Origin of the sequence: Cryobacterium inferilacus, from assembly GCF_019599185.1 — a bacterium.
In the GTDB taxonomy this organism is placed as follows: domain Bacteria; phylum Actinomycetota; class Actinomycetes; order Actinomycetales; family Microbacteriaceae; genus Cryobacterium; species Cryobacterium inferilacus.
The window spans coordinates 99,230-120,717 of sequence record NZ_JAIEUL010000013.1 but is presented as its reverse complement, the minus strand read 5'-3'; the positions used below and the strand labels follow the sequence as shown (position 1 = coordinate 120,717).

Genomic DNA, 21,488 nt, shown 5'->3' with positions numbered 1-21,488 from the left:
CGGAAAACGGACGAATGAACTCACGCATTTTGGTTGTCGACGACGACCCAGCACTGGCTGAGATGATCGGCATCGTCCTGCAGGGCGAAGGCTTCGAGACGCACTTCTGTGCCGACGGTTCACTCGCCCTGGACGCCTTCCACACCGTCGCGCCCGACCTGGTCCTGCTCGACCTGATGTTGCCCGGCCTGGACGGTATCGAGGTGTGCAGCCTGATCCGCGTCGAGTCCGGCACCCCCATCATCATGCTGACGGCGAAGTCAGACACGACGGATGTGGTCAAGGGCCTGGAATCCGGCGCGGACGACTACATGGTCAAACCGTTCAACCCCAAGGAACTCGTCGCCCGGATCCGCACCAGGCTACGACCGGTCCCGGTGGAATCTCCGGCCAACCTCCAGATCGGCGACCTCGTCGTCGATGCCGCAGGTCACGAGGTCAAGCGGGGCGAGCAGAGCATCAACCTCACCCCGTTGGAGTTCGATCTCCTGCTGGCGCTGGCCTCCAAGCCGCAACAGGTCTTCACCCGCGAGATGCTGCTCGAGCAGGTGTGGGGCTACCACTACAAGGCCGACACCCGGCTGGTCAATGTGCACGTGCAGCGGTTGCGGGCCAAGGTCGAAGACGACCCGGACAACCCGCGCATCGTCATGACCGTGCGCGGCGTCGGCTACCGGGCCGGCTCGGCCGGCTAGACGCCGGTGTCAGCGCGGTTCGACGAAGGCAGGCGATTCACCGTGAACAGCCTGAATTGGCGGACGTGGACGTCGTGGCGGTATCTGAGCGGGCGGATGCGCCGCAGCTGGCGAGCGTCGTTGCAGTGGCGCACCGTGGTGATCACTGTGGCCGCTTCTGGCGCTGCCATCGGCCTGGTCGGCGTGTACATGTCCGTCAGCGTGGGAAACGACCTCTTCCAGTCCAGGCTCAGCCAGGTCCTCGTCGACTCCAATCGTGCAACCACCGCCGCGCAGGGGATGCTCGATTCGTCTGACGCCGTCGACAGGGTGCAGGTGCAGACCCTCCTCGAGGCCGCGCGCACGTCGATCTCCGCGGCGTCGTCCAGCAGGCTGGTCGCCCTCTTCCGGGTGCCGGGGCAGGAGGCGTCCACGGTGGCGCCGCAGGACTCCTCCACCTTCGGCACCTCCACCTCGGTGATCTCGCCCGAGCTCCGCGCATCCGTGCAGGACGACCCAGACGGCCAGCACTGGCAGTCTGTGGCCCTCCCCGTCGACGACGGGTCCCTGGCCCCCGGAATCGTGGTGGGTTCCCAGATCACCGTGCCAGTGGCCGGGCGGTACGAGCTCTACATCGGCTACAGCCTGGCCGACGCCGAGTCCACCCTCCTGTTCGTGCAGCGCACCCTGGGCGGTGCTGGTCTGGCGTTGATCGTGCTGATCGGCGCGGTCACCTGGATTGTGGTGCGGTTCGTGGTCACGCCGATCCGGGTGGCGGCAGAGACCAGCCAGAAGCTCGCCTCGGGTGATCTCGGCGTGCGCATCCCGGAGAAGGGCGAAGACGTCATCGCCACCCTCGCCCGGTCCTTCAACGGCATGGCCGACAGCCTGCAGAGCCAGATCAAGGAACTCGCCGACCTCTCCGAGGTGCAACAGCGGTTTGTGTCCGATGTCTCGCACGAGCTGCGCACCCCGCTCACCACCATCCGCCTGGCCGGGGATCTGCTCTACGACCAGCGGTCGACGTTCCCCCCTGCCACCGAGCGCACCGCGGAGCTGCTGCACACCCAGGTGGAACGGTTCGAGCTGCTGCTCGCCGACCTGCTCGAGATCAGCCGGTACGACGCGGGGTCGGTGCAGTTGGAGGCCGAACCCACCAACCTGGTGCACCTGGCCGAGGACGTCATCGACGGCATGCGATCGCTCAGCGAGTCCAAGGGAACGCCGATCATGCTCGTCGCGCCAGGCGGACACCTGAACGCCGACGTCGACCCACGCCGGGTGCGCCGGATCGTGAACAACCTGATCGGCAACGCCATCGAACACGGTGAGGGCAAGCCCATCATCGTGTCCGTCGACAGCAACGAGACCGCCGTGGCGCTCTCGGTGCGCGACTACGGCATGGGAATGAGCCAGGCGGAGATCGCCCATGTCTTCGACAGGTTCTGGCGCGCAGACCCGTCCCGGAAACGCACCATCGGCGGCACCGGGCTCGGTCTGGCGATCTCCCTCGAAGACGCCGCGGCACACCGGGGCTGGTTGCAGGTCTGGTCGGCCCCCGGCGCGGGGTCCTGCTTCAGGTTGACCCTGCCCCGGCAGGCCAGGGGGACACTGACGACCTCACCGAACCCGTTGCCGCCGGAGGACGCGGAGGCCAGCGGCTTCGTGTCGACGCGCACAGACTCGAAGGGAGACCACCATGCGTAGCCGATCCAGACTCGTCGCCGTCATCGCCGGGCTGGCCGTACTGCTCGGCGGCTGTTCCAGTATCCCGCGAGGCGGAGAAGTGCAGGCAGGAGCGGACGCCGTGACCGGGGAGAACCCTGCACCGATCTTCCTGCCGTTCGGCCCGCGCCAGGACGCGACGATGGAGGAGATCCTCACCGGCTTCATCGATGCGGCCACCAGCCCGGACAACAACTACGAGATCGCCAGGGAATTCCTCACCCCCGAGTTCAGCGACGTCTGGAAGTCGGATGCCGGGGTGACCGTGTACGACGGCTCGGAGCGCACCATCGTGCCCATCGACGACACCACCATGAGCTTCGAGGTGCGGCCGGTCGCCGAGGTCAATTCGAACGGCGAGTACCACGAGGAGGAATCGTCCTCGACCCTGCCGCTGCGGTACTCGTTCAGCCTGATCGACGATCAGTGGCGCATCAGCGCGGCGCCCAACGGAACCGTGCTCGACCAGAGCACCTTCGAGGACGTCTTCAGCGCCCAGTCCCTGTACTTCTTCGACGCCGATTTCCGCTACCTGGTACCCGACGTGCGCTGGTTCCCCCGCGGCGCCTCCACCCCGACCAAGATCGTCAACGGTGTGCTGAACGGGCCTAGTGCATGGCTCGCCGGCGCGGTGACCAGCGCGTTCCCCGAGGGCACCGCACTCACCGCCGACGCCGTCACCGTGGTCGCCAGAGACGCCAAGGTGGACCTGAACGGCGAGGCCCTGAACGCCGACACCATCACCCTGCAGCGGATGCGCAGTCAGCTGGAACACAGCCTGCCCAGCGGTCTCAGCGTCTCCATCACGATCAACCAGAACTCTCAGGACATCGACGATCTCGGCACCAACGAACCCGAGGTCAACCCGCGGGTGGATGCGCGTGCCCTGATCCTGCGTGACGGCGAGTTCGGCTATCTGGCCGCCACCGGCAAGACCGTCACCTCGCTCCCCGGGCTGTCGGAGACCATCGTGGCCCTCACTCCGAGCGCCGTCGCGCTGTCGCCCTCGCAGACAGCGGCGGCGGTACTGACCCCGACCGGGGTCTACGGGGTCAGGGTCGGGGATGACGCGCGTCTGCTCGACCCGCGCCAGAACCTGATCGAACCGTCCATCGACGGGTCCGGCTTTGTCTGGTCGGTGCCGGCCGACCGGCCCAACGAACTCTTCGTGTACAGCGCCCAGGGCGCCGCCACGGCACTGCCCGCACCGTGGCCGGACGCGGCGAACATCGCCGCGCTGCAGGTGTCCAGGGACGGCACCCGGGTGATCGCCCTGGTGAGCGCGGCCGGAGGCACCCGGCTGGTCGTCGCAGCCGTGGTGCGGGAGAACGGCGTTCCGACCAGCCTCGGCGAAGCCGTACAGCTCGCCGCCGGCCCCGGCACCCCGCTGGACGCGACCTGGATCGACCAGAGCACGGTGGCGTACCTGAGCGTGCAGCCCGATGGCGAGGATCGCATCGTGGCCCAGGAGATCGGCGGCACGAGCACCCAGCTCGAGTCGGCGACCGGGATCACGAGCATCACCGGCAGCAACCTGCTCCGCGACCTGAGGGCCCTCGCCGATGACGGGTCGCTGCTGGTGCAGCGCGGCGTCGGCTGGCAGGAGCGCATCGGCGAGGTCGTCCTGGTCGCGACCCAGCAGGGCATCGGCGGCTGACCCGCCCCTCCTCCACAGTCGCCGCGACGACCGGCCCGGCACGAAACGGCCGCCGGGTCGTCGACGCATCCGCCGGCGGTGAACACTGGCCGGATGAGGGAGCACGGCGGGGAGCAGCGCCGGTTCGGCAGGGCGCGCGCCGCTCTGCTGGACGGCTGGGCCGTACTGCTGCCCACGGAATGCAGCGGCTGCGGCGCACCAGACCGGGCGCTCTGCGCAGCCTGCACGGCAGCGCTCCGCCCCGCCCCGAGACCGGCGGCCAGGGACACACTCACCGTCTGGTCCGCACTGGAATACACCGAGGTGGTCGGCCGAGTGCTCGTCGCCTACAAGGACGGCGGGCGCACCGACGCGGCGACGGTGCTCGGCGCCGCCCTCGGCGCGGCCGTGGCGGCGGCCCTCGCCGCTGCCGGCCCCGGCCGGTCCGGCATCGAGCTGGTCACGGTGCCCTCCTCGCGCGGTGCCTGGCGGGCCAGGGGATTCCACCCCGTCGACCTGCTCCTGCGCAGGGCGGGCCTGCGCTCGGTGCGGCTGCTGCGGCCCCTGAACCGTGTCGTGGTCGCCGACCAGGTGGGCCTGGGCCGGCAGGAACGCCTCGACAACCGCACCGGGACTCTCGTGGCCAGCCGAGCTCTCTGCGGTCACACAATCCTCATCGTGGACGACATCGTCACGACCGGAGCGACGCTGATCGAGGCCAGGCGTGCGCTCCAGGAGGCCGGAGCGGATGTTCTCGCGGCGGCGACCGTGGCCGAAACCCCGCGGCACCATCCCGACACCAGAGGTTCATCGGAAACAGATTGACAAAATCTGTGACTTATCCAGCCGGCACGACTACGGTTATGCCAAAGGCGCGTACCAATCGCCCGGATCAGGGGCGGTTCGCCAGATCTGGAGGTCGTCATGGAAACTAACATCGTTGGACGAAACCTGGGGATCACTGATCGCTTCCGGGATTATGCGACGGAGAAGGCCGAGAAGATCGCCGGCCTCGCCGAGAAGGCCCTCGCCCTGGAAATCAAGGTCAGTCGTCACACCGAGAAGAGCGGCGCCGCCGGTAACGACCGCGTCGAACTCACCCTCATCGGCAAGGGGCCCATCGTGCGGGCCGAGGCAGAGGGAGGCGACAAGTACGCTGCCTTCGACATCGCGCTCGGCCGGTTGCTCGAGCGGGTTCGCCGGGCCAAGGACCGCCGCAAGGTGCACCGTGGCGGCGCACACCGTCCGACCTCACTGCAGGAAGCGTCTGCCTCCGGGTTCGCCGTCATCGACATCGTTCCCGCCGACGCCGACACCCTTGAGCGGGTGCGCACCGGCGCCATCCCGGTTGTCGCTGACGACACCGCGACCGACGAGGCGGACGAGCCGGACGAGGTCTACAGCCCCGTCGTCATCCGTCGCAAGGTCTTCGCGGCCGCACCCATGACCGTGGACGACGCCCTGTACTTCATGGAGCTGGTCGGACACGATTTCTACCTGTTCCAGGATGCCGAGACCCGTCGGCCCAGCGTGGTGTACCGCCGCAAGGGCTGGGACTACGGCGTCATCGAACTCGACCCCAATTCGGACGAGGCCAGGGTGCTGGCCACGGCGTCCAGCGAGTCCAGCTCCTGACCAACTAGCATTGCTATAGTTGCCGGCTAGGTCGGCGCTACGTGCGTCCGACCGGACGACAGGCGTGTTCTGCACGCCGTGACGACTATGGAGTGCATTCGTGGCCTCAATTCTGGAAAAAGTTCTACGTGTTGGCGAGGGGCGCATTCTGCGCCGGCTCGAGAGCTACGCGAAGGCCATCAATGCGCTGGAAGACGACTTCAGCAGCCTCAGCGATGAAGAACTGAAGAACGAAACCGTGCAGTTGCGTGAGCGCTACTCGGGCGGTGAGTCGCTGGACGACTTGCTGCCCGAGGCGTTCGCCGCCGTGCGTGAGGCCTCGACCCGCACCCTGGGCCTGCGGCACTTCGACGTGCAGCTGATGGGCGGCGCGGCCCTGCACCTCGGCAACATCGCCGAGATGAAGACCGGCGAGGGCAAGACCCTGGTGGCCACGACGGCCGCATACCTGAACGCGATCACCAGCCGCGGCGTGCACGTCATCACGGTCAACGACTACCTGGCCAGCTACCAGAGCGAACTGATGGGCCGCGTCTTCCGCGCCCTGGGCATGACCACCGGATGCATCGTCTCCGGCCAGACGCCGGCGCAGCGCCGCGAGATGTACGCCTGCGACATCACCTACGGAACCAACAACGAGTTCGGCTTCGACTACCTGCGCGACAACATGGCCTGGCAGGCCACCGACATGGTGCAGCGCGGCCACTACTTCGCCATCGTCGACGAGGTCGACTCGATCCTCATCGACGAGGCTCGCACCCCGCTGATCATCTCCGGACCCGCGTCCGGCGAGGCCAACCGGTGGTTCACCGAGTTCGCCAGCCTCGCCAAGCGGCTCGTCGTGGACGAGGACTACGAGGTCGACGAGAAGAAGCGCACCGTCGGTGTGCTCGAACCCGGCATCGAAAAGGTCGAGGACTACCTCGGCATCGACAACCTCTACGAATCCGCGAACACCCCGCTGATCTCGTTCCTCAACAACGCCATCAAGGCCAACGCCCTGTTCAAGAAGGACAAGGACTACGTCGTGATGAACGGCGAGGTGCTCATCGTCGACGAGCACACCGGCCGTATCCTGATGGGCCGCCGCTACAACGAGGGCATCCACCAGGCGATCGAGGCCAAGGAAGGCGTCGCGGTCAAGGCCGAGAACCAGACCCTCGCCACCGTCACCCTGCAGAACTACTTCCGCCTGTACTCGAAGATCTCCGGAATGACCGGAACCGCCGAGACCGAAGCCGCCGAGTTCATGAGCACGTACAAGCTCGGCGTCGTCGCGATCCCCACGAACAAGCCGATGCAGCGCATCGACCAGTCCGACCTCATCTACAAGAACGAAGAGGCCAAGTTCGCCCAGGTCGTCGAGGACATCGTCGAACGCCACGCCAACGGACAGCCGGTCCTGGTCGGCACCACGAGTGTCGAGAAGAGCGAGTACCTCTCCCGCCTGCTGGCGAAGAAGGGTGTACGCCACGAGGTCCTGAACGCGAAGAACCACGCCCGTGAGGCCGCCATCGTGGCCCAGGCCGGACGCCTGGGCTCGGTCACCGTCGCCACGAACATGGCCGGTCGTGGCACCGACGTGATGCTCGGCGGCAACGCCGAGTTCCTCGCGGTCGCCGCCATGAACGCCAAGGGACTGAGCCCGGTGGAGACGCCGGACGAGTACGAAAAAGAGTGGGACGCCGTCTTCGCCGCGGTCAAGGCCGAGGTCACCGAGGAGGCCGACAAGGTCATCGCCGCCGGCGGCCTGTACGTGCTCGGCACCGAGCGCCACGAGTCCCGCCGCATCGACAACCAGCTGCGCGGCCGTAGCGGCCGCCAGGGCGACCCTGGCGAGAGCCGGTTCTACCTCTCCCTCACCGACGACCTGATGCGGCTGTTCAACGCCGGTGCCGCCGAGAGCCTGATGGGCCGACAGGGTGTCCCCGACGACATGGCCATCGAATCCAAGGTCGTCAGCCGCGCCATCCGCAGCGCCCAGTCGCAGGTGGAGGGCCGGAACGCGGAGATCCGCAAGAACGTGCTCAAGTACGACGACGTCCTCAACCGGCAGCGCGAGGCCATCTACGGCGACCGCCGGCACATCCTCGAGGGCGACGACCTGCACGAACGCACCCAACGCTTCCTCGAAGACGTCATCGACGAGGTGCTCGACGTGCACACCGGAGAGGGCAACGGCGACGACTGGGACTTCGACGCCCTCTGGACCGAACTGAAGACCCTCTACCCGGTGGGTCTGACCATCGACGAGGTCATCTCGGAGGTCGGCAACAAGGGCAAGATCAACCGTGACTTCATGCGCCGCGAAATCCTCTCCGACGCGAAGGTCGCGTACGCCCGCCGGGAGGAATCCCTCGGGTCTCCCGCGATGCGGGAGCTGGAACGCCGCGTGGTGCTGTCGGTCATCGACCGTCGCTGGCGCGAGCACCTCTACGAGATGGACTACCTCAAGGACGGCATCGGCCTGCGGGCGATGGCACAGCGTGACCCGCTGGTGGAGTACCAGCGTGAGGGTTTCGCCATGTTCCAGCAGATGATGGGGCAGATCCGCGAAGAGACTGTCGGGTTCCTGTTCAACCTCGAGGTCGAGGTCTCCCAGGGTGCCGGCGCCGTCGACGCGCCTGTCGTCGCCGCCAAGGGCCTGACCCCGCCGCCCGAAGCGGCCGAAGCCAAGCTGAGCTACACCGCGCCGAGCGATTCAGGTGGAGTCGAGGTGCGCAACCAGCGCGGCCAGATCCAGCAGGCCGCCACCGACCGCGCCCGCCGTGCCGCCGTGACTGCGAACCCGGAGGCCGCAGCAGAGGAGCCGGCCGGCCCGCCCCAGCGCGGCGCATTCGGCCAGCGGTCAGACGCCGACCAGCCGGCGCCGGTCAACCGGGCCGAACGTCGCACGCAGAGCAAGAAGAAGTAACCCCGGCCAACAGTTGCCGAAACGGACAATTGCGCCCGGTACGCCGGGCGCAATTGTCCGCATGGGCAACAGTTGCGCGGGGTCACAGCACGTTGATCGCGCTGGCCCGCCACCGGTTGTCCAGGCCCTCGAGCCGCACCGCGACGGCGCGCACCCGCACCTTGCTGTGCACGATGACGACGGCCTCGATGATGCCGTCCCGCGGCTCGTTGATCGTGACCCTGCCGATCGTGATGGCTGGTCGCTGCGCCCGCTGGCCCTTCACCGCTCGCGCCCTGGCCGACAGGACCACGCGTTTGAGCAGGTGGCGGTAGACGTCGTCGCTGACCCACCTGGCCAGCTGGTCCAGTTCCCTGGCACCGGCCAGGACTTCGATGACGCAGCGGGTGAGGTTGATCAGGAGCGGTTCGGGGTCGGGGAGGGAGCTGCGCGAACTCGGCTGGTGACCGAAGAAGTCATCGGCGCTGAAGCCCTCCGGCGGGCCCAGGTCTGGATGGGCGGGCACAGTCCCGGGTGCGGGCTCGGTCGCGTTCGGCGCGTTGGCCTGCGGCGTGCGACGCGTGTTCGGCTCGGCAAGTGGATCGCTCATGGGTCTCCCGGGGGATCCGTGGTGCGACGACGATGGCGGGGTTCGAGGGGCGCAGGTGATTCTGGCCGTCACTCAAGCACCGAGGTTCCCGGCTGTCTAGGCTTGGCCCGCACCTGTGGATAACGTCAGCGTTCCAGCGGGGCGCCGACTACCGTCGGGGTGTGCGCTGGGACAACCTGTTCGATGACCTCGAAGGTCAGCTCGAGAATGAGCTGAACGCCGAGGACCTCGACCTGCGCGCCGAAGAAGAACGGCTGCGGCTCGGCCGGTTGTCGCTACGACAGCGGCTCACGGCCATCAGCCGGGGCCCCGGCCGACAACAGGGCACCAGGATCCTGCTCGTGGGCGGCGAGAGCCTGCTGGTGCGCCCGACGACCTTCGGCCGGGACTGGCTGGCGGCAGACCTCCTCGACGCCGGCAGGGGCGATCCGCAGTGCCTGCTCCCGTTCACCGCCATCGCCGCGGTGATCCTGCACCCCGCGCAGGTGCCGGTGTCGTTGGAGCCGGAGGCCGAGGCGACAGCCAGGCTCGTGGACCGGATCGGGCTGCCGTTCGTGTTGCGCGACCTGTGCCGGCGCCGCAAGATCCTCGACATCCAGACCGCCCTCGGCACCGTCACCGGAACCATCGACAGGGTCGGACGGGAACATCTCGACCTGGCGGTCCACGCCCGCGGTACCGCACGGCGCGCGGCCGAGGTGCAGCAATACCGCATCGTCCCGCTGTCGCAGATTCACCTGGTCAGGCTGGACTGAGCCGGGTCCTACTCTGGCCGGTCGGGGTCAGCCGAGGTGTCCGGGCGGAGGATCCGGCCCTCGGACAGCTCAGGGATGTTCGCGAAGTCGGACTGCTCCCAGAGCGACAGGCGGCGAGCCTCCTCGTACTTCGCCTCGATGTACGACTCCAACACGACCCGCTCCACCCGCCAGGCGCCGGCGGGCCCGACCCGAATGGCGGGAAGCTCACCGGTGCGCACCAGCTCGAGTGCGGTGGACACCGGAACATTCAGGACCTGGGCCGTGTCGGCGAGGGTCAGGAACCGGCCGACGGAGGCCGAGGAGACGGGATCGCTCATGGTCACGATTATCCGTCGGGCGACGCCGATCCGCGCGGTACAGACCCGAGCTGTGGATAACTTCAGCGCGACCGGCGCCGGCCAGCAACGATGGAACCCAGGCACACGACAGAGGCCGGACGGGACGGGGTGGGCGCATGAGACGAGGACCAGGGTCCGGTTCCGGTCGGGCGACGTCGACCACGCCGCGGCGGCCTCGGTTCTGGGTTGATCCCCGGTTCGCGCTCGGCCTCGTGCTCGTGGTTGCATCCATCATCGGGGTCAGCCTGGTGGTCGCCGGAAGCGACCGGACCATCGCGGTCTACGCGGCCAGAGCGCCCCTGGCGGTCGGCGACAGCCTGCGCGCGGCAGACCTGGTGGAAACCCGGGTGAGTCTGGGGGTGGCGGACAAGCTCTACCTGACTCCTGAACGGTTACCGGTCGAGGGACTCATCGTCACCCGCACTGTCACAGCCGGGGAGCTCATCCCCGCGTCCGCCGTCGGAAACCAGGCCGGCGAATCGGTGACGAGCATCGTGCTCGACCTGCGCGGGCGGTTGTCAGAGGGGCTGACGGCCGGATCGATCGTGGACGTCTGGTCCGCCGCCCCCACCGAGGCCGGCGGGTTCGGGCCGCCGTCGGTTCTGGTCGGCCAGGCCGCGATCGTCCGCATCCTGGAGCCCGCCGGCCTCATCCAGTCCGACGGCGCGAAACCGGTGGAGGTCCTCGTACCCAAGGACAAGGTCGCCGTCGTCCTGGAGGCCGTGGCGAACGAGGAGGCCCTCTCGCTGATCGCCGTGAACAGTCCGATCGGAGGTTGACGGTGACGTTGCTCGCACTCGCGCTTGACCGGGACACCGAGGACCGGCTGCTCGCCGACATCGTCGAACACGGCCACGTCATCGTGGCCAGGCCGGCGAACGTGCGGGAACTGCTCGCGGCCATCGACAGGCATGCCCCTGAGGCGCTCATCGTGGGTGCGACCGGAGGCACCCTGACCGCGGAGCTCCTCGCGGCCAGCGACTCGATGGGCATCCGTGTCGTCGCCCTCGCCGCCACCGACCAGGAACGCCGGTACGTGGCCGAGTTGGGCCTGCATGAGGTCGTCTCCGCCGACGCCGACTGGCCGACCATCGAGGCCGTCCTGACCATGGGCCCAGGCGTGCCGTTGCGCATCGACGACACCCCAGACCCGCCTGCGGCGGCTCCCGACGGCGCCGGGGCGCGGCGGCCGGCAGAGGAGCGACCCCGGACCAGGAGGGGCAACCGGGCCGGGCGGGTGCGGCCGGAGGCTGAACCAGAGCCGGTACCGGAGCCACGGGCCCAACCAGAGCATAACCGGTGGTCCAGGCGCCGCGCTGCCGCACCCCTGGAGGGAGCGGCCGCGGACGACGCCGGCATGACTGACGCGTTGGCGGCCGGCCTGACCGGAACCGGTACGGTGATCGCCGTGTGGGGGCCGGCCGGAGCGCCGGGCCGCACCACACTGGCGATCAACATCGCGGCGGAGATCGCCGCGGCCGGGCATACCGTGGTGCTCGCGGACGTCGACACCTACAGCGGCTCCATCGCCCCCAGCCTCGGCCTGCTCGACGAGGCGCCCGGCTTCGCCGCCGCGTGCCGGTTGGCAGGGGCCGACGGGTTGACCCGCACCGAATTCGAACGGATCGCCCATCGCTACACCTCGCCCAGGGGAGCGTTCTGGGTGCTCACCGGGATCGGGCAGCCGTCGCGCTGGCCGGAGCTGTCGGCCGAGCGGGTGGGCGGTGCGATCTCGTCGCTGCGCCGGTGGGTGGACTACGTCGTACTCGACACCGGGTTCAGCCTCGAGAGCGACGAAGAGATCTCCAGCGACCTGTTCGCACCCCGCCGGAACGCCGCTACCCTGGCCGCCCTCGGATCCGCGGACCGGGTCGTCGCCTGTGGGCTGGCGGACCCCGTCGGCATGGCCCGGTTCCTGCGGGCCTGGGCCGACCTCACCGAGGTGATCACCACCAACCGGGTGCACGTGGTGATGAACCGGGTGCGTTCCAGCGCCGTGGGCCTCGGGGCGGGAACCCAGGTGGCGAGCTCGCTGCGCCGGTTCGGCGGCATCGAGGCGGCGGCGCTGGTTCCGCATGACCAGTCGGCACTGGACACCGCGGTGTTGACCGGTCGCACCCTGAGGGACGCGGCGCCACGCTCGCCGGCCAGGCTCGGCATTCTCGATCTGGTGCGGAACGACCTGCTGCCCCTCCCCGAGGGCGAGCAGGCGGCCCACCGGCGCCCGTGGTCCCGGCCGGCCGGCTGGCGGAGGCCGGCCTCGGCGACCTGAGCGGCGGACGAGGTCGCCAGGACTCAGCTGTCAGCGACCGGGATGGCGGTCACGGAGCCGTCGCCACCGACGACGAGCACGACGCGCTCGCCGGAGACGCCCTGAAGCGCGTCGACTACCTGAGCGGGGGAGGGTAGCGCGGCTGCCGCGTCGGTGCGCCGCCAGTAGTCGACGTGAGCTCCGGTGAGCGCTCTGAGGTGCGCCACGACGGGATCCCCGCCCGGGCCCATGACCAGGACCACCCGGTCGATCGCGGGACCCGCCGCTGTGTCCGTCACGGCGGCTGACCCCGCGGTGGCAGGTTCCGATCCGGCCACGGCCACTCGGTCGGCCCGCCAGACCCCGAAGTGATACCCCGCCACCAACCCGGTCGCCACGAGCAGGCCGAGAGGGGCCCGGATGCGATCGAGCAGGCCGGCATCACCGCTGAGCAGGGTGTCGAAGAGGCGGAACCCGATGACGAGCAGGGTGACCAGGGCGACGACGGCGCTGATGCCGAAGACCACGACCAGGTAGACGGTGCGACCGGTCGCGCGCCGTCGCTGGGGATCGCGCGCGGTCAACGGCCGCCAGGCGAACCACCAGAGCGGTGCACCGACCACAACCGAGCTGATCCCGCCGAGCAGCAGCGTGCGGGGATCCGCCCCGGCCAATGGGGTCGTGAGGGTGGCCAGGAGCGCGTTCACGACGACGCCGATCCCTGTCGCCGTCGCGACGAGAGCGATACCGCTGGTGGCCAGGGTTCCCGCGCCCTGCACCGCGGCCGCGCGGCCGCGCAGGACACCGCGGTGGAAGACCCAGACCAGGCCGCCGACGACCGCTGCCGAGATCGCGGGGGCGAGGGGCGTCAGGAGCTCCGGCACCGGGTCGGTGCGGTCAACGAGCAGTCTCAGCAGCACGAACAGGGTCGTGCCCGTGCCGACCAGGGTCAGCAGGCAGCCGCCGAGGATGCCCACACCGACCAGCGCAACGGCGGCGAGAGGCGTGTCCGCACGGTACCCGCCCTCGTGTCGCCAGTGCCACCACCACAGCACACACCCGCCGACCGCCCAGACCAGCGCCTGGAGGGCGCCCACCCACCACGGGTCACCGACCATGGCGTCCGCTGCACCGAGGATGGCGGTGTCACCGAGGATCGTCAGCGCCCGCACGGCCCCACCGGTGCCGAGCACGAGACCGAAGACCCCGCCGAGCACTGCGGCCGTGCCGGGCAGCCGGCCGGGGCGTCGGTCGCTCCGCCGCAGCACGAACCGGTGTGCAGCCCAGACCAGCGCCCAGACCACGCCGGTCGCCATCGCCCGGGTGACCTCGTCCCCGGTCACGGCGTCGGCCGCGGCGGTGAGCAGGGCGGTGCCGGCCACCACCAGCGCAACCGTGACGATGCCCACCAGATACAGCGCCCAGGCCAGCGAATCCCGCTCAGGCGGGTCGGCCAGACGGCGCCAGGCGAAGACGCCCAACACTACGGCCAACGGGCCACCGATCAGGGTGAAGGTGAGCGAAATGGCCAGACCAGCGGTTCCAGAGGCGACGACCTCGGTGCCGGCGGCCAGCTCGAAAAGCCGGTTCAGGAGGTCGGCGGCGCCATTGGCGACCAGCACGACGAGCACGAACAGGATCGTGTACACGACGAGCCGGCGCACAACCGGGGCGGCGGAGGGGCGGGCGGATGCCGGCGGTCGCGTTGGGGTCACGCTCACGGCCGGTCCCCAGCGTCGCCAGGGCAGACGGTCAGCTGCCACGGAGCCTGGTCGATGAGCCAGTCGCCGTCGACCCTGACCAGGTCGAAGGAGTCATCGGACTGGTACTCGCTCGGCCCGAACAGGCCGCCCCCTGACGACGTGACCAGCGTGACCCGCACGTCAGCGGTCGTGTCCCGTTCGGTGGTGCCCCGCAGGGTGACCCTGAGGTCCTCGCTGAGGAACGACGAGTTCCCGTCACAGTCGGCCAGGGCACCCGGGCTGAGGTACGTGGCCGCCAGCTCCTCGTCCCCGGCCAGGACCGCCGTGGAGTACCGCTGCACGACTCCGGCCGGCGTGCCGGGGTCTGGGGGAGCGGGTTGGCCCCGGGTGAAGACCACGATGAGGGCCACCACAATGAGAACAACGAGGGCTCCGAGGACCACCAGGAGGGTGGGGTCCCGGCGCGCGGCCGGGCCGGTGTCGGTGGGGCTCATACCGTGAGCATGGCGCATCCGCCGCCGTCGCGCCAGCGACACTAGGCTGGTCTCGTGTCGACGCTCAGTGATCTCGTACGTGCCCAGGGCCGCAACAACGCCGAAGACGTGGACTGGCTGCATATGCTCGTCGCCGACGGTCAGCTGTTGGCTGACCTCGCCTTCGCCGACATCGTCGTCTGGGTGCCCACCGTCGGCGGCAGCTTCGTCGCCGTCGCCCACGCCAGGCCGTCCAGCGCCGCCACCCTGTTCTACCGGGACTTCGTGGGCCAGGAGATCAAGGCCGAGTGGCGCAAGCAGGTGACAGAGGCCTTCGACACCGCCAAGATCATCGACACCACCGCGCCGGACTGGTACGAGGAAACGCCCACCAGGGTGCGAGCCATCCCGGTGCGCCGCCGGATCAGCGCCAGCGGCGCCGAGATCGCGCCGGAGCCGATCGCGGTCCTCACCCGGCACACCAACCTCAGCGAAACCCGCACTCCCGGCCGGCAGGAACTGACTTTCAACGACTGCGCGAACGACCTGTTCGCGATGATCGCCTCCGGCGACTTCCCCGACCTGGGAGCCCCGACCGGGCCGCGCCGTGGCGCGCCCCGCGCGTCAGATGGACTGATCCGGTTGGACCTCGACGGTGTCACCACCTTCGCCAGCCCCAACGCTCTCTCCGCGTTCAACCGGATGGGATTCGCCGACGAACTCGAGGGCGAGTCGCTCGCGGAGGTCACCACGACCCTGCTCAGCGGCAAGGCCGTCGTCGATGAGTCCCTGCCCCTGGTCGTGACCGGCCGCGCGCCGTGGCGCACCGACATCGAGGCCCGTGGGGTGACGGTGTCGCTGCGTGCCATCCCCATCCGCAACCGTGGCGAACGTATCGGGGCCATCGTGCTCTCGCGGGACGTCACCGAACTGCGGCACCAGGAACGTGAGCTGATCACCAAGGATGCCACCATCAGGGAGATCCACCACCGGGTGAAGAACAACCTGCAGACCGTGGCGTCGCTGCTGCGGATCCAGGCCAGGCGCACCCACTCCGATACCGCCCGTGAGGCCCTCAACCAGGCCATGCGCCGGGTGGCGGCCATCGCCGTGGTGCACGACACACTGTCCTCCGGCCTCAGCCAGAACGTGGACTTCGACGCCGTGTTCGACCGGGTGCTCCTGTTGATCGCCGAGGTGGCTTCCGCGCACAACACCACGGCGCACCCGACCTCATCCGGCAGCTTCGGGATCCTGCCCAGCGCCTACGCCACCCCGCTCGCGCTGGCACTCACCGAGCTCGTCACGAACGCCGTCGAGCACGGCCTGGCGGGTCGGGAGGGCGAGGTGGCCATCGAGGCCGAACGCAACGAGGAGACCCTCACCGTGCGGGTGCGGGACAACGGTTCGGGGATGCCGGAGGGCAAGGTCGGCTCCGGCCTGGGCACCCAGATCGTGCGCACGCTCATCCAGGGCGAACTGAGCGGAACGATCGACTGGCACACCATGATGGACAGCGGCACGGAGGTCACCATCGAGATCCCGCTGCGATTCATGGAATTCGACTGATCGGTCGGCCTCAGGCCATAGAGCATCCGGGCAGAAGAAACGGGCGAGCAGCGTGTGCTGCTCGCCCGTTTCGGGTAGAGAGGATGGTCTCTAGGAGGCGCGGCGTGCGCGGGCAGCGCGACGCTTGAGGGCGCGGCGCTCGTCTTCGCTCAGTCCGCCCCACACTCCGGAATCCTGGCCGGTCTCGAGTGCGTACTGGAGGCACACCTCGGTGACATTGCAACGGGCGCACACGGACTTGGCCTTTTCGATCTGGTCGACTGCGGGACCAGTGTTACCAACCGGGAAGAAGAGTTCCGGGTCAGCGGTGAGGCAGGCAGCTTTATCGCGCCAATCCATAGGGGGTGCTCCTTTATTGCGGGGGGATGCCTGGCCGATCGGCCGAAGATGCGGGAAGCCCAGGTTTCAGGAAAGTTCGGATCTGCACATGGAGATCCGCTCACCACCCTGTGAGCGTGAACCGGGCTTCAAATATCGTTGCATAATAGGGGTGTCAAATCAATAGTTTTGTATGGGATATCGCTGTGAGCCAACCGTTCCACCCCGGCCAGGACGGCCAGAACAGGCCCGGCCGCGGGCCGCGCTCACGGGCTCTCATCGCCCTCGTGGTGCTCCTGGCCGCCGAGGCCGCGCTGCTCTGGGCCGTGGTGGGGTGGCTGATCCTGGAGCTGCTCACCGAGCAGCCGTCGTCGTACGCGAGCGCCCTGGCCATCCTCGTGATCGTTCTCATCGCGGCGGTCTGGGTATCGGCCATAGCGGTGGCCACCCTCCGCAGGAGATCGTGGATTCGCGCGGCGGCCGTGACCTGGCAGCTGGTGCAGGTGTTCATCGCCATCGGCTGCTTCCAGGGTCTCTACGCCAGGCCAGACCTCGGCTGGGCCCTTCTGGTGCCGTCGGCCCTGGTGCTGGTGCTGCTGTTCACGCGCAGCGTGATGGCAGCGACCAGCCCCCGCGAGCCGGGCTAGAGGCCGAGCTTCTTACGCAGGCTCGCCACGTGCCCTGTCGCCTTGACGTTGTAGAGCGCCAGGGTGAGGACGCCGGCATCGTCGATGACGAAGGTCGACCGCAGCACGCCGGTGACGATCTTGCCGTACAGGTTCTTCTCGCCCCAGGCGCCGTAGGCGCGGTGCACGGTGAGGTCCTCGTCGCTGAGCAGCGGAAAGGTGAGGAGTTCGTTCTGGGCGAACTGCGCGAGCTTGTCCTGGGTGTCCTTGGACACGCCGAGCACCTGGTAGCCGGCGGCACCGAGTGAGCCCAGGCTGTCGCGGAAGTCGCACGCCTGAGTGGTGCAGCCCGGCGTCATCGCGGCCGGGTAGAAGTACAGCACGACCTTCTGGCCCCGGTAGGAGGACAGGCTGACGGTGCCGCCCGCCTGGTCGGTCAGGGTGAAGTCGGGGGCCGTGTCGCCGGCAGCGAGTCGCGTGGAATCAGTCATTCCACCACGCTACCGCTCAGCTCTCACCTTGGCGGTGCGCGGGGGCGGCCGCGAAGGTGCCCAGGAGGCGCTGCAGGGAGTCCAGGCGGGCCTTCCCGGTGTCGCCGAGGGTTCCGGCCGCCACGGCTTCGTTGATGGCGCAGTCGGGCGCGCTGGGCAGGTGGGTGCAGCCGCGCGGGCACTTCTCGGCGATGGTGGCCAGGTCGGTGAAGGCGCGCAGGATGTTGTCGGTGTTGATGTGGCCCAGGCCGAAGGAGCGCACCCCGGGGGTGTCGATGACCCAGCCGCGGCCGGCGTCGGTCTCCAGCCGCAACGAGATCGTCGATGACGAGGTGTGCCGCCCGCGACCGGTGACGGTGTTCACCACGCCGACGGCGCGGCGGGCGTCTGGCACGAGGGCGTTGACCAGGGTGGACTTGCCCACGCCGGAGTGGCCGACGAAGACCGTGTCGTGGCCGACCAGCGCCGCCGAGATGGCCTCGAGCGGCATGGCATCGTCCCGGCTCTGGAACACGGGCAGGTCGAGCCCGGCGAAGTTGTGCAGGAACTCGGCCGGGTCGGCGAGGTCGGTCTTGGTGAGGCAGAGGATGGGGGAGACCCCGGCGTCGTATGCGGCGACGAGGTACCGGTCGACGAGGCGGATGCGCGGCTCAGGGTTGGCCGCGGCCACCACGATGAGCATCTGGTCGGCGTTGGCGACGATCACGCGCTCCACGGCATCCGTGTCGTCGGCACTGCGGCGCAGCAGCGTCTCCCTGGGCACGATGCGCACGATGCGGGACAGGCTGCCCTCCGCCCCGGTGGTGTCGCCGACGATGTCGACGCGGTCGCCGGTGACGACGGCGTGCTTGCGCAGTTCGCTGGCCCGCGCGGCCGTGACCCGGCGCTCGCCCGGCTCGTTCTCGTCCAGCATCACGGTGTACCGGCCGCGGTCGACCGAGAGGATGCGGCCGGTCAGCGCGTCGCCGTGCTCAGGCCGGGTCTTGGTGCGTGGTTTGGTGCCCTTCCGACCGGGCCGGATGCGCACGCTGGATTCGTCGAACTCCGGTTCATCGTCATCGGCGCTCGCCCACCACGTCACGCTGTGCCCGCTCCGTTGACCAGGCCGTGCCACAGCTCGGCGAACTGGGGGAGGGTCTTGGCGGTCGTGCCGATGTCCTCGACCTCCACGCCGGCTACGACCAGTCCGAGCAGCGCTCCGGTGGTGGCCATCCGGTGGTCGTCGTAGCTGTGCCAGGTGCCACCGTGTAGCGGGCGCGGCTCGATGGCCAGGCCGTCGGGCAGCTCGGTGACGTGCCCGCCGAGGTTGTTGATCTCCGTCGCGAGCGCGGCGAGCCGGTCCGTTTCGTGATGACGGATGTGGCCGATCCCGGTGATCGTGCTGGGCGAGTCGGCCAGGGCCGCGAGCCCGACCAGGGTGGGAGCCAGTTCGCCGCCGGTGGACAGGTCGAGGTCCACGCCCGTGATGCGGCCGGTGCCGGTGACGGTGAGCCTGTCGCCGTCGACCGTGACCGTGGCGCCGAACAGCGGCAGCAGCTCGGCCAGGTGCGCTCCGACCTGCGTGGTGGTGGCCGGCCAGCCCGTGATCGTCACGCTGCCACCGGCGACGAGGGCGGCGGCGAGGAAGGGGGCGGCGTTGGAGAGGTCGGGTTCGATGTCCACCTCGGCGCCGTGGATCGGACCAGGTGCGACGTTCCACACACCGACCTCGTCGCTGGTCACCGTGACGCCGCGCTCTGCGAGGGTGTGGATGGTCATCTCGATGTGCGGCAGGCTCGGCAGGCGCTCGCCGGAGTGGCGCAGCCGCAGACCGTTGGTGAGGCGCGGCGCGGCCAGGAGCAGGCCGGAGACGAACTGGCTGGAGGAGGACGCGTCGATGGTGACGTCACCGCCGTCCAGGCTGCCGGTGCCGTGCACCGTGAACGGCAGGCCGCCGCGTCCGTCGTCGTTGATGTCGGCGCCGAGGGCGCGCAGCGAGCTGATGGTGGTCTTCATGGGCCGTCGTCTGGCGCCGGCGTCGCCGTCGAAGGTGGTCGGGCCGAGCGCCAGGGCGGCGACGGGCGGCAGGAACCGCATCACCGTGCCGGCCAGGCCGCAGTCGATGGTGGTGGAACCGAACAGTTCGCCGGGGGTGATGCGCAGGTCGGGGCCGTACTCGCCGGCGCCGTCGACGGTGTCGATGGTGGTGCCGAGCTGCCGGAGCGCTGCCACCATCAGGTCGCTGTCCCGCGAGTGCAGGGGGGAGCGCAGCAGTGAGGGTGAGTCGGCCAGGGCGGAGAGCACGAGTTCGCGGTTGGTCAGCGATTTGGAGCCGGGCAGCGACAGGGTCGCGGCCAACGCGCCAGGCGCCACGGGTGCCGGCCAGAGGGCATCGGTCTCCTCCGGCGAGCTGTCGCCGTATGGATCGAACTCCGGCTTGGAATATCTCGAGATCAACATCGGTTATCAGAATAGTCGGGAATGCCGATCCAGAGTGAGGCAACAGGAGGTCACGAGTGGCAACATCCACGCTTATGGAGCCAATGCTCGCGGGACCTTTCACGGTCGAAGGCTTAGAATTGCCCGTGATGACAACAGATACGACTGACATGCGGGACCTGTTCGAAGCACAGGCAATGCCGTTCATCGACCAGCTGTACGCAGCGGCGATGCGGATGACGCGAAACCCCTCTGACGCACAGGACCTGGTTCAGGAGACCTTCGTCAAGGCGTTCGCGTCATTCAAGCAGTTCGAGCAGGGCACCAACCTCAAGGCGTGGCTCTACCGAATCCTGACGAACACCTTCATCAACACCTATCGCAAGAAGCAGCGCGAGCCATACCAGGGCACCATCGACGATCTCGAGGACTGGCAGCTGGGCGGTGCGGAATCCACGACGGCGACGTCGAGCCGCTCCGCTGAGGCCGAAGCCATCGATCACCTGCCGGACAGTGCCGTCAAGGACGCCCTCCAGTCGATCCCGGAGGACTTCCGGTTGGCCGTGTACTTCGCCGACGTCGAGGGCTTCTCCTACCAGGAGATCGCCGAAATCATGAAGACACCCATCGGCACGGTGATGAGCCGGCTGCACCGCGGGCGCCGCTTGCTGCGCGACCTGTTGGCCGGTTACGCCGAGGAGCGCGGACTCGGCACCGGTCAGGCCACCACACGTATCAAGACATCCGGGAGCACAGGAAAATGACCGATTGCGGTTGCGAGAAGGCCAAGGCCGAACTCGAAGAGTATTTGCACAACGAACTCCGCAAGGAGGACGCTATCGACATCCGTGAGCACCTCGAGCACTGCCCGGACTGCCGCAGTGAGCACAACGTCGGCCGTACCCTCACCGAGGTGATGCAGCGTGCCTGCAAGGAGACCGCCCCCGAGGACCTGCGCGACCAGGTTCTGCTGCGGCTGCGCGCGATCCAGTCAGCGCACTAACCGATCCGGGCGACCGTGACCTCGATCCTGGTCACGGCGGGCTCGTCGGGTTCGGCCGACGCGGCGAAATAGTGGTCGATGGCGTCGTACACCTGTCGGCACACCTCCGAAGCCGCCTCCGCGTCTGAAATCCCGATCGAGACGGACGCCGTGATGCCGTCGTGCGTCTCGGTCAGCCCCACGAACTCCGGCGTGGCCGGCTTCTGCGTGATCGCCGCCACCACCTGGTGCACAACCGTGCTGAGCACGGCGTTCGCCGGGTACAACTCGTCGACGCCAGGCACCTGTTCGACGGCGGCAGCCAACTTCTCGGTATGGGTCGTGGTGCTGCTCATGGTCGCCTCCAGAGACGAATCGTGTGGATCAG

General features: G+C 68.9%; 22 protein-coding genes. 13 read left to right on the top strand and 9 right to left on the bottom strand.

What is annotated here, in order from left to right; translation table 11 throughout:
* The first annotated feature begins 14 nt into the window (after window positions 1–14).
* The 6 genes from mtrA (at window position 15) to secA (ending at window position 8,584) form a co-directional block, all read left to right on the top strand.
* Window positions 15–695, top strand: coding sequence for an MtrAB system response regulator MtrA (mtrA, locus tag K2F54_RS12860; protein WP_220606258.1), 681 nt, complete (start codon window positions 15–17; stop codon window positions 693–695).
* A gap of 96 nt (window positions 696–791) precedes the next feature.
* Window positions 792–2,381 (top strand): MtrAB system histidine kinase MtrB, encoded by a 1,590-nt coding sequence (gene mtrB, locus K2F54_RS12855; RefSeq protein WP_220606277.1) that lies wholly within the window; start codon window positions 792–794, stop codon window positions 2,379–2,381.
* Window positions 2,374–4,056 carry an LpqB family beta-propeller domain-containing protein gene (locus tag K2F54_RS12850; RefSeq protein WP_220606257.1) on the top strand — a complete coding sequence of 561 codons (1,683 nt, stop codon included), beginning with the start codon at window positions 2,374–2,376 and terminating at the stop codon, window positions 4,054–4,056. Before mtrB ends, K2F54_RS12850 begins: the two co-directional genes overlap by 8 nt.
* A gap of 93 nt (window positions 4,057–4,149) precedes the next feature.
* Window positions 4,150–4,860 carry a ComF family protein gene (locus tag K2F54_RS12845; protein ID WP_220606256.1) on the top strand — a complete coding sequence of 237 codons (711 nt, stop codon included), beginning with the start codon at window positions 4,150–4,152 and terminating at the stop codon, window positions 4,858–4,860.
* A gap of 99 nt (window positions 4,861–4,959) precedes the next feature.
* Complete coding sequence (gene hpf, locus K2F54_RS12840) at window positions 4,960–5,670, top strand: ribosome hibernation-promoting factor, HPF/YfiA family (protein ID WP_220606255.1); 711 nt, start codon at window positions 4,960–4,962, stop codon at window positions 5,668–5,670.
* A gap of 100 nt (window positions 5,671–5,770) precedes the next feature.
* The gene (gene secA / locus K2F54_RS12835) at window positions 5,771–8,584 is read left to right on the top strand and encodes a preprotein translocase subunit SecA (RefSeq protein ID WP_220606254.1); all 2,814 of its coding nucleotides are present in this window, start codon (window positions 5,771–5,773) and stop codon (window positions 8,582–8,584) included.
* An 82-nt stretch (window positions 8,585–8,666) separates the two neighbouring features.
* Here secA and K2F54_RS12830 read toward each other — a convergent pair whose 3' ends face one another.
* Window positions 8,667–9,173, bottom strand: coding sequence for an Rv3235 family protein (locus tag K2F54_RS12830; RefSeq protein ID WP_220606253.1), 507 nt, complete (start codon window positions 9,171–9,173; stop codon window positions 8,667–8,669).
* 161 nt (window positions 9,174–9,334) lie between these two features.
* Between K2F54_RS12830 and K2F54_RS12825 the strand changes: the two genes are divergently transcribed.
* Window positions 9,335–9,928, top strand: coding sequence for a hypothetical protein (locus tag K2F54_RS12825; RefSeq protein ID WP_220606252.1), 594 nt, complete (start codon window positions 9,335–9,337; stop codon window positions 9,926–9,928).
* Window positions 9,929–9,936: 8 nt separating this feature from the next.
* On the opposite strand, the gene K2F54_RS12820 is transcribed toward K2F54_RS12825, so the two are convergent.
* Window positions 9,937–10,248: a helix-turn-helix domain-containing protein gene (locus K2F54_RS12820; RefSeq protein WP_220606251.1), complete on the bottom strand. Its 312-nt coding sequence runs from the start codon at window positions 10,246–10,248 to the stop codon at window positions 9,937–9,939.
* Window positions 10,249–10,385: 137 nt separating this feature from the next.
* Between K2F54_RS12820 and K2F54_RS12815 the strand changes: the two genes are divergently transcribed.
* Together K2F54_RS12815 and K2F54_RS12810 are read left to right on the top strand one after the other, a co-directional pair.
* Window positions 10,386–11,048: an SAF domain-containing protein gene (locus tag K2F54_RS12815; protein ID WP_220606250.1), complete on the top strand. Its 663-nt coding sequence runs from the start codon at window positions 10,386–10,388 to the stop codon at window positions 11,046–11,048.
* A gap of 2 nt (window positions 11,049–11,050) precedes the next feature.
* A complete protein-coding gene (locus K2F54_RS12810; RefSeq protein ID WP_220606249.1) occupies window positions 11,051–12,541 on the top strand; it encodes a septum formation inhibitor-activating ATPase in 1,491 nt (496 codons plus the stop codon).
* A gap of 23 nt (window positions 12,542–12,564) precedes the next feature.
* On the opposite strand, the gene K2F54_RS12805 is transcribed toward K2F54_RS12810, so the two are convergent.
* Together K2F54_RS12805 and K2F54_RS12800 are read right to left on the bottom strand one after the other, a co-directional pair.
* Complete coding sequence (locus K2F54_RS12805; RefSeq protein ID WP_308287647.1) at window positions 12,565–14,241, bottom strand: DUF5671 domain-containing protein; 1,677 nt, start codon at window positions 14,239–14,241, stop codon at window positions 12,565–12,567.
* Complete coding sequence (locus tag K2F54_RS12800) at window positions 14,238–14,717, bottom strand: LpqB family beta-propeller domain-containing protein (protein WP_220606248.1); 480 nt, start codon at window positions 14,715–14,717, stop codon at window positions 14,238–14,240. Before K2F54_RS12800 ends, K2F54_RS12805 begins: the two co-directional genes overlap by 4 nt.
* A 54-nt stretch (window positions 14,718–14,771) precedes the next feature.
* Between K2F54_RS12800 and K2F54_RS12795 the strand changes: the two genes are divergently transcribed.
* The gene (locus K2F54_RS12795) at window positions 14,772–16,265 is read left to right on the top strand and encodes a sensor histidine kinase (protein WP_220606247.1); all 1,494 of its coding nucleotides are present in this window, start codon (window positions 14,772–14,774) and stop codon (window positions 16,263–16,265) included.
* 90 nt (window positions 16,266–16,355) lie between these two features.
* Here K2F54_RS12795 and K2F54_RS12790 read toward each other — a convergent pair whose 3' ends face one another.
* Window positions 16,356–16,604 (bottom strand): WhiB family transcriptional regulator, encoded by a 249-nt coding sequence (locus K2F54_RS12790; RefSeq protein ID WP_035837005.1) that lies wholly within the window; start codon window positions 16,602–16,604, stop codon window positions 16,356–16,358.
* Window positions 16,605–16,789: 185 nt separating this feature from the next.
* Between K2F54_RS12790 and K2F54_RS12785 the strand changes: the two genes are divergently transcribed.
* Window positions 16,790–17,230, top strand: a complete 441-nt coding sequence (locus K2F54_RS12785) for a hypothetical protein (protein ID WP_308287646.1) — start codon at window positions 16,790–16,792, stop codon at window positions 17,228–17,230.
* On the opposite strand, the gene bcp is transcribed toward K2F54_RS12785, so the two are convergent.
* Genes bcp through aroA form a run of 3 tightly spaced genes read right to left on the bottom strand, consistent with a single transcriptional unit; the run spans window position 17,227 to window position 20,139 of the window.
* Window positions 17,227–17,700: a thioredoxin-dependent thiol peroxidase gene (bcp, locus tag K2F54_RS12780; protein ID WP_220606246.1), complete on the bottom strand. Its 474-nt coding sequence runs from the start codon at window positions 17,698–17,700 to the stop codon at window positions 17,227–17,229. The genes K2F54_RS12785 and bcp overlap by 4 nt on opposite strands.
* 16 nt (window positions 17,701–17,716) lie before the next feature.
* Window positions 17,717–18,781: a ribosome small subunit-dependent GTPase A gene (gene rsgA / locus K2F54_RS12775; protein ID WP_308287645.1), complete on the bottom strand. Its 1,065-nt coding sequence runs from the start codon at window positions 18,779–18,781 to the stop codon at window positions 17,717–17,719.
* The gene (aroA, locus tag K2F54_RS12770) at window positions 18,778–20,139 is read right to left on the bottom strand and encodes a 3-phosphoshikimate 1-carboxyvinyltransferase (protein ID WP_220606244.1); all 1,362 of its coding nucleotides are present in this window, start codon (window positions 20,137–20,139) and stop codon (window positions 18,778–18,780) included. The genes rsgA and aroA overlap by 4 nt, the downstream gene beginning before the upstream one ends.
* 128 nt (window positions 20,140–20,267) lie before the next feature.
* Between aroA and K2F54_RS12765 the strand changes: the two genes are divergently transcribed.
* Complete coding sequence (locus tag K2F54_RS12765; RefSeq protein ID WP_255577068.1) at window positions 20,268–20,882, top strand: sigma-70 family RNA polymerase sigma factor; 615 nt, start codon at window positions 20,268–20,270, stop codon at window positions 20,880–20,882.
* Window positions 20,879–21,121, top strand: a complete 243-nt coding sequence (locus tag K2F54_RS12760; RefSeq protein ID WP_220606242.1) for a zf-HC2 domain-containing protein — start codon at window positions 20,879–20,881, stop codon at window positions 21,119–21,121. Before K2F54_RS12765 ends, K2F54_RS12760 begins: the two co-directional genes overlap by 4 nt.
* On the opposite strand, the gene K2F54_RS12755 is transcribed toward K2F54_RS12760, so the two are convergent.
* Window positions 21,118–21,456 (bottom strand): hypothetical protein, encoded by a 339-nt coding sequence (locus K2F54_RS12755; RefSeq protein ID WP_220606241.1) that lies wholly within the window; start codon window positions 21,454–21,456, stop codon window positions 21,118–21,120. The genes K2F54_RS12760 and K2F54_RS12755 overlap by 4 nt on opposite strands.
* Window positions 21,457–21,488 lie beyond the last annotated feature (32 nt).

What these genes read in the sequence shown, in the direction of transcription:
- mtrA (WP_220606258.1), top strand. Translation starts at nt 15, where the DNA reads ATGAACTCACGCATTTTGGTTGTCGACGACGACCCAGCACTGGCTGAG.
- mtrB (WP_220606277.1), top strand. Translation starts at nt 792, where the DNA reads ATGCGCCGCAGCTGGCGAGCGTCGTTGCAGTGGCGCACCGTGGTGATC.
- K2F54_RS12850 (WP_220606257.1), top strand. Translation starts at nt 2,374, where the DNA reads ATGCGTAGCCGATCCAGACTCGTCGCCGTCATCGCCGGGCTGGCCGTA.
- K2F54_RS12845 (WP_220606256.1), top strand. Translation starts at nt 4,150, where the DNA reads ATGAGGGAGCACGGCGGGGAGCAGCGCCGGTTCGGCAGGGCGCGCGCC.
- hpf (WP_220606255.1), top strand. Translation starts at nt 4,960, where the DNA reads ATGGAAACTAACATCGTTGGACGAAACCTGGGGATCACTGATCGCTTC.
- K2F54_RS12830 (WP_220606253.1), bottom strand. Translation starts at nt 9,173, where the DNA reads ATGAGCGATCCACTTGCCGAGCCGAACACGCGTCGCACGCCGCAGGCC.
- K2F54_RS12820 (WP_220606251.1), bottom strand. Translation starts at nt 10,248, where the DNA reads ATGAGCGATCCCGTCTCCTCGGCCTCCGTCGGCCGGTTCCTGACCCTC.
- K2F54_RS12815 (WP_220606250.1), top strand. Translation starts at nt 10,386, where the DNA reads ATGAGACGAGGACCAGGGTCCGGTTCCGGTCGGGCGACGTCGACCACG.
- K2F54_RS12800 (WP_220606248.1), bottom strand. Translation starts at nt 14,717, where the DNA reads ATGAGCCCCACCGACACCGGCCCGGCCGCGCGCCGGGACCCCACCCTC.
- K2F54_RS12790 (WP_035837005.1), bottom strand. Translation starts at nt 16,604, where the DNA reads ATGGATTGGCGCGATAAAGCTGCCTGCCTCACCGCTGACCCGGAACTC.
- bcp (WP_220606246.1), bottom strand. Translation starts at nt 17,700, where the DNA reads ATGACTGATTCCACGCGACTCGCTGCCGGCGACACGGCCCCCGACTTC.
- aroA (WP_220606244.1), bottom strand. Translation starts at nt 20,139, where the DNA reads ATGTTGATCTCGAGATATTCCAAGCCGGAGTTCGATCCATACGGCGAC.
- K2F54_RS12765 (WP_255577068.1), top strand. Translation starts at nt 20,268, where the DNA reads ATGACAACAGATACGACTGACATGCGGGACCTGTTCGAAGCACAGGCA.
- K2F54_RS12760 (WP_220606242.1), top strand. Translation starts at nt 20,879, where the DNA reads ATGACCGATTGCGGTTGCGAGAAGGCCAAGGCCGAACTCGAAGAGTAT.
- K2F54_RS12755 (WP_220606241.1), bottom strand. Translation starts at nt 21,456, where the DNA reads ATGAGCAGCACCACGACCCATACCGAGAAGTTGGCTGCCGCCGTCGAA.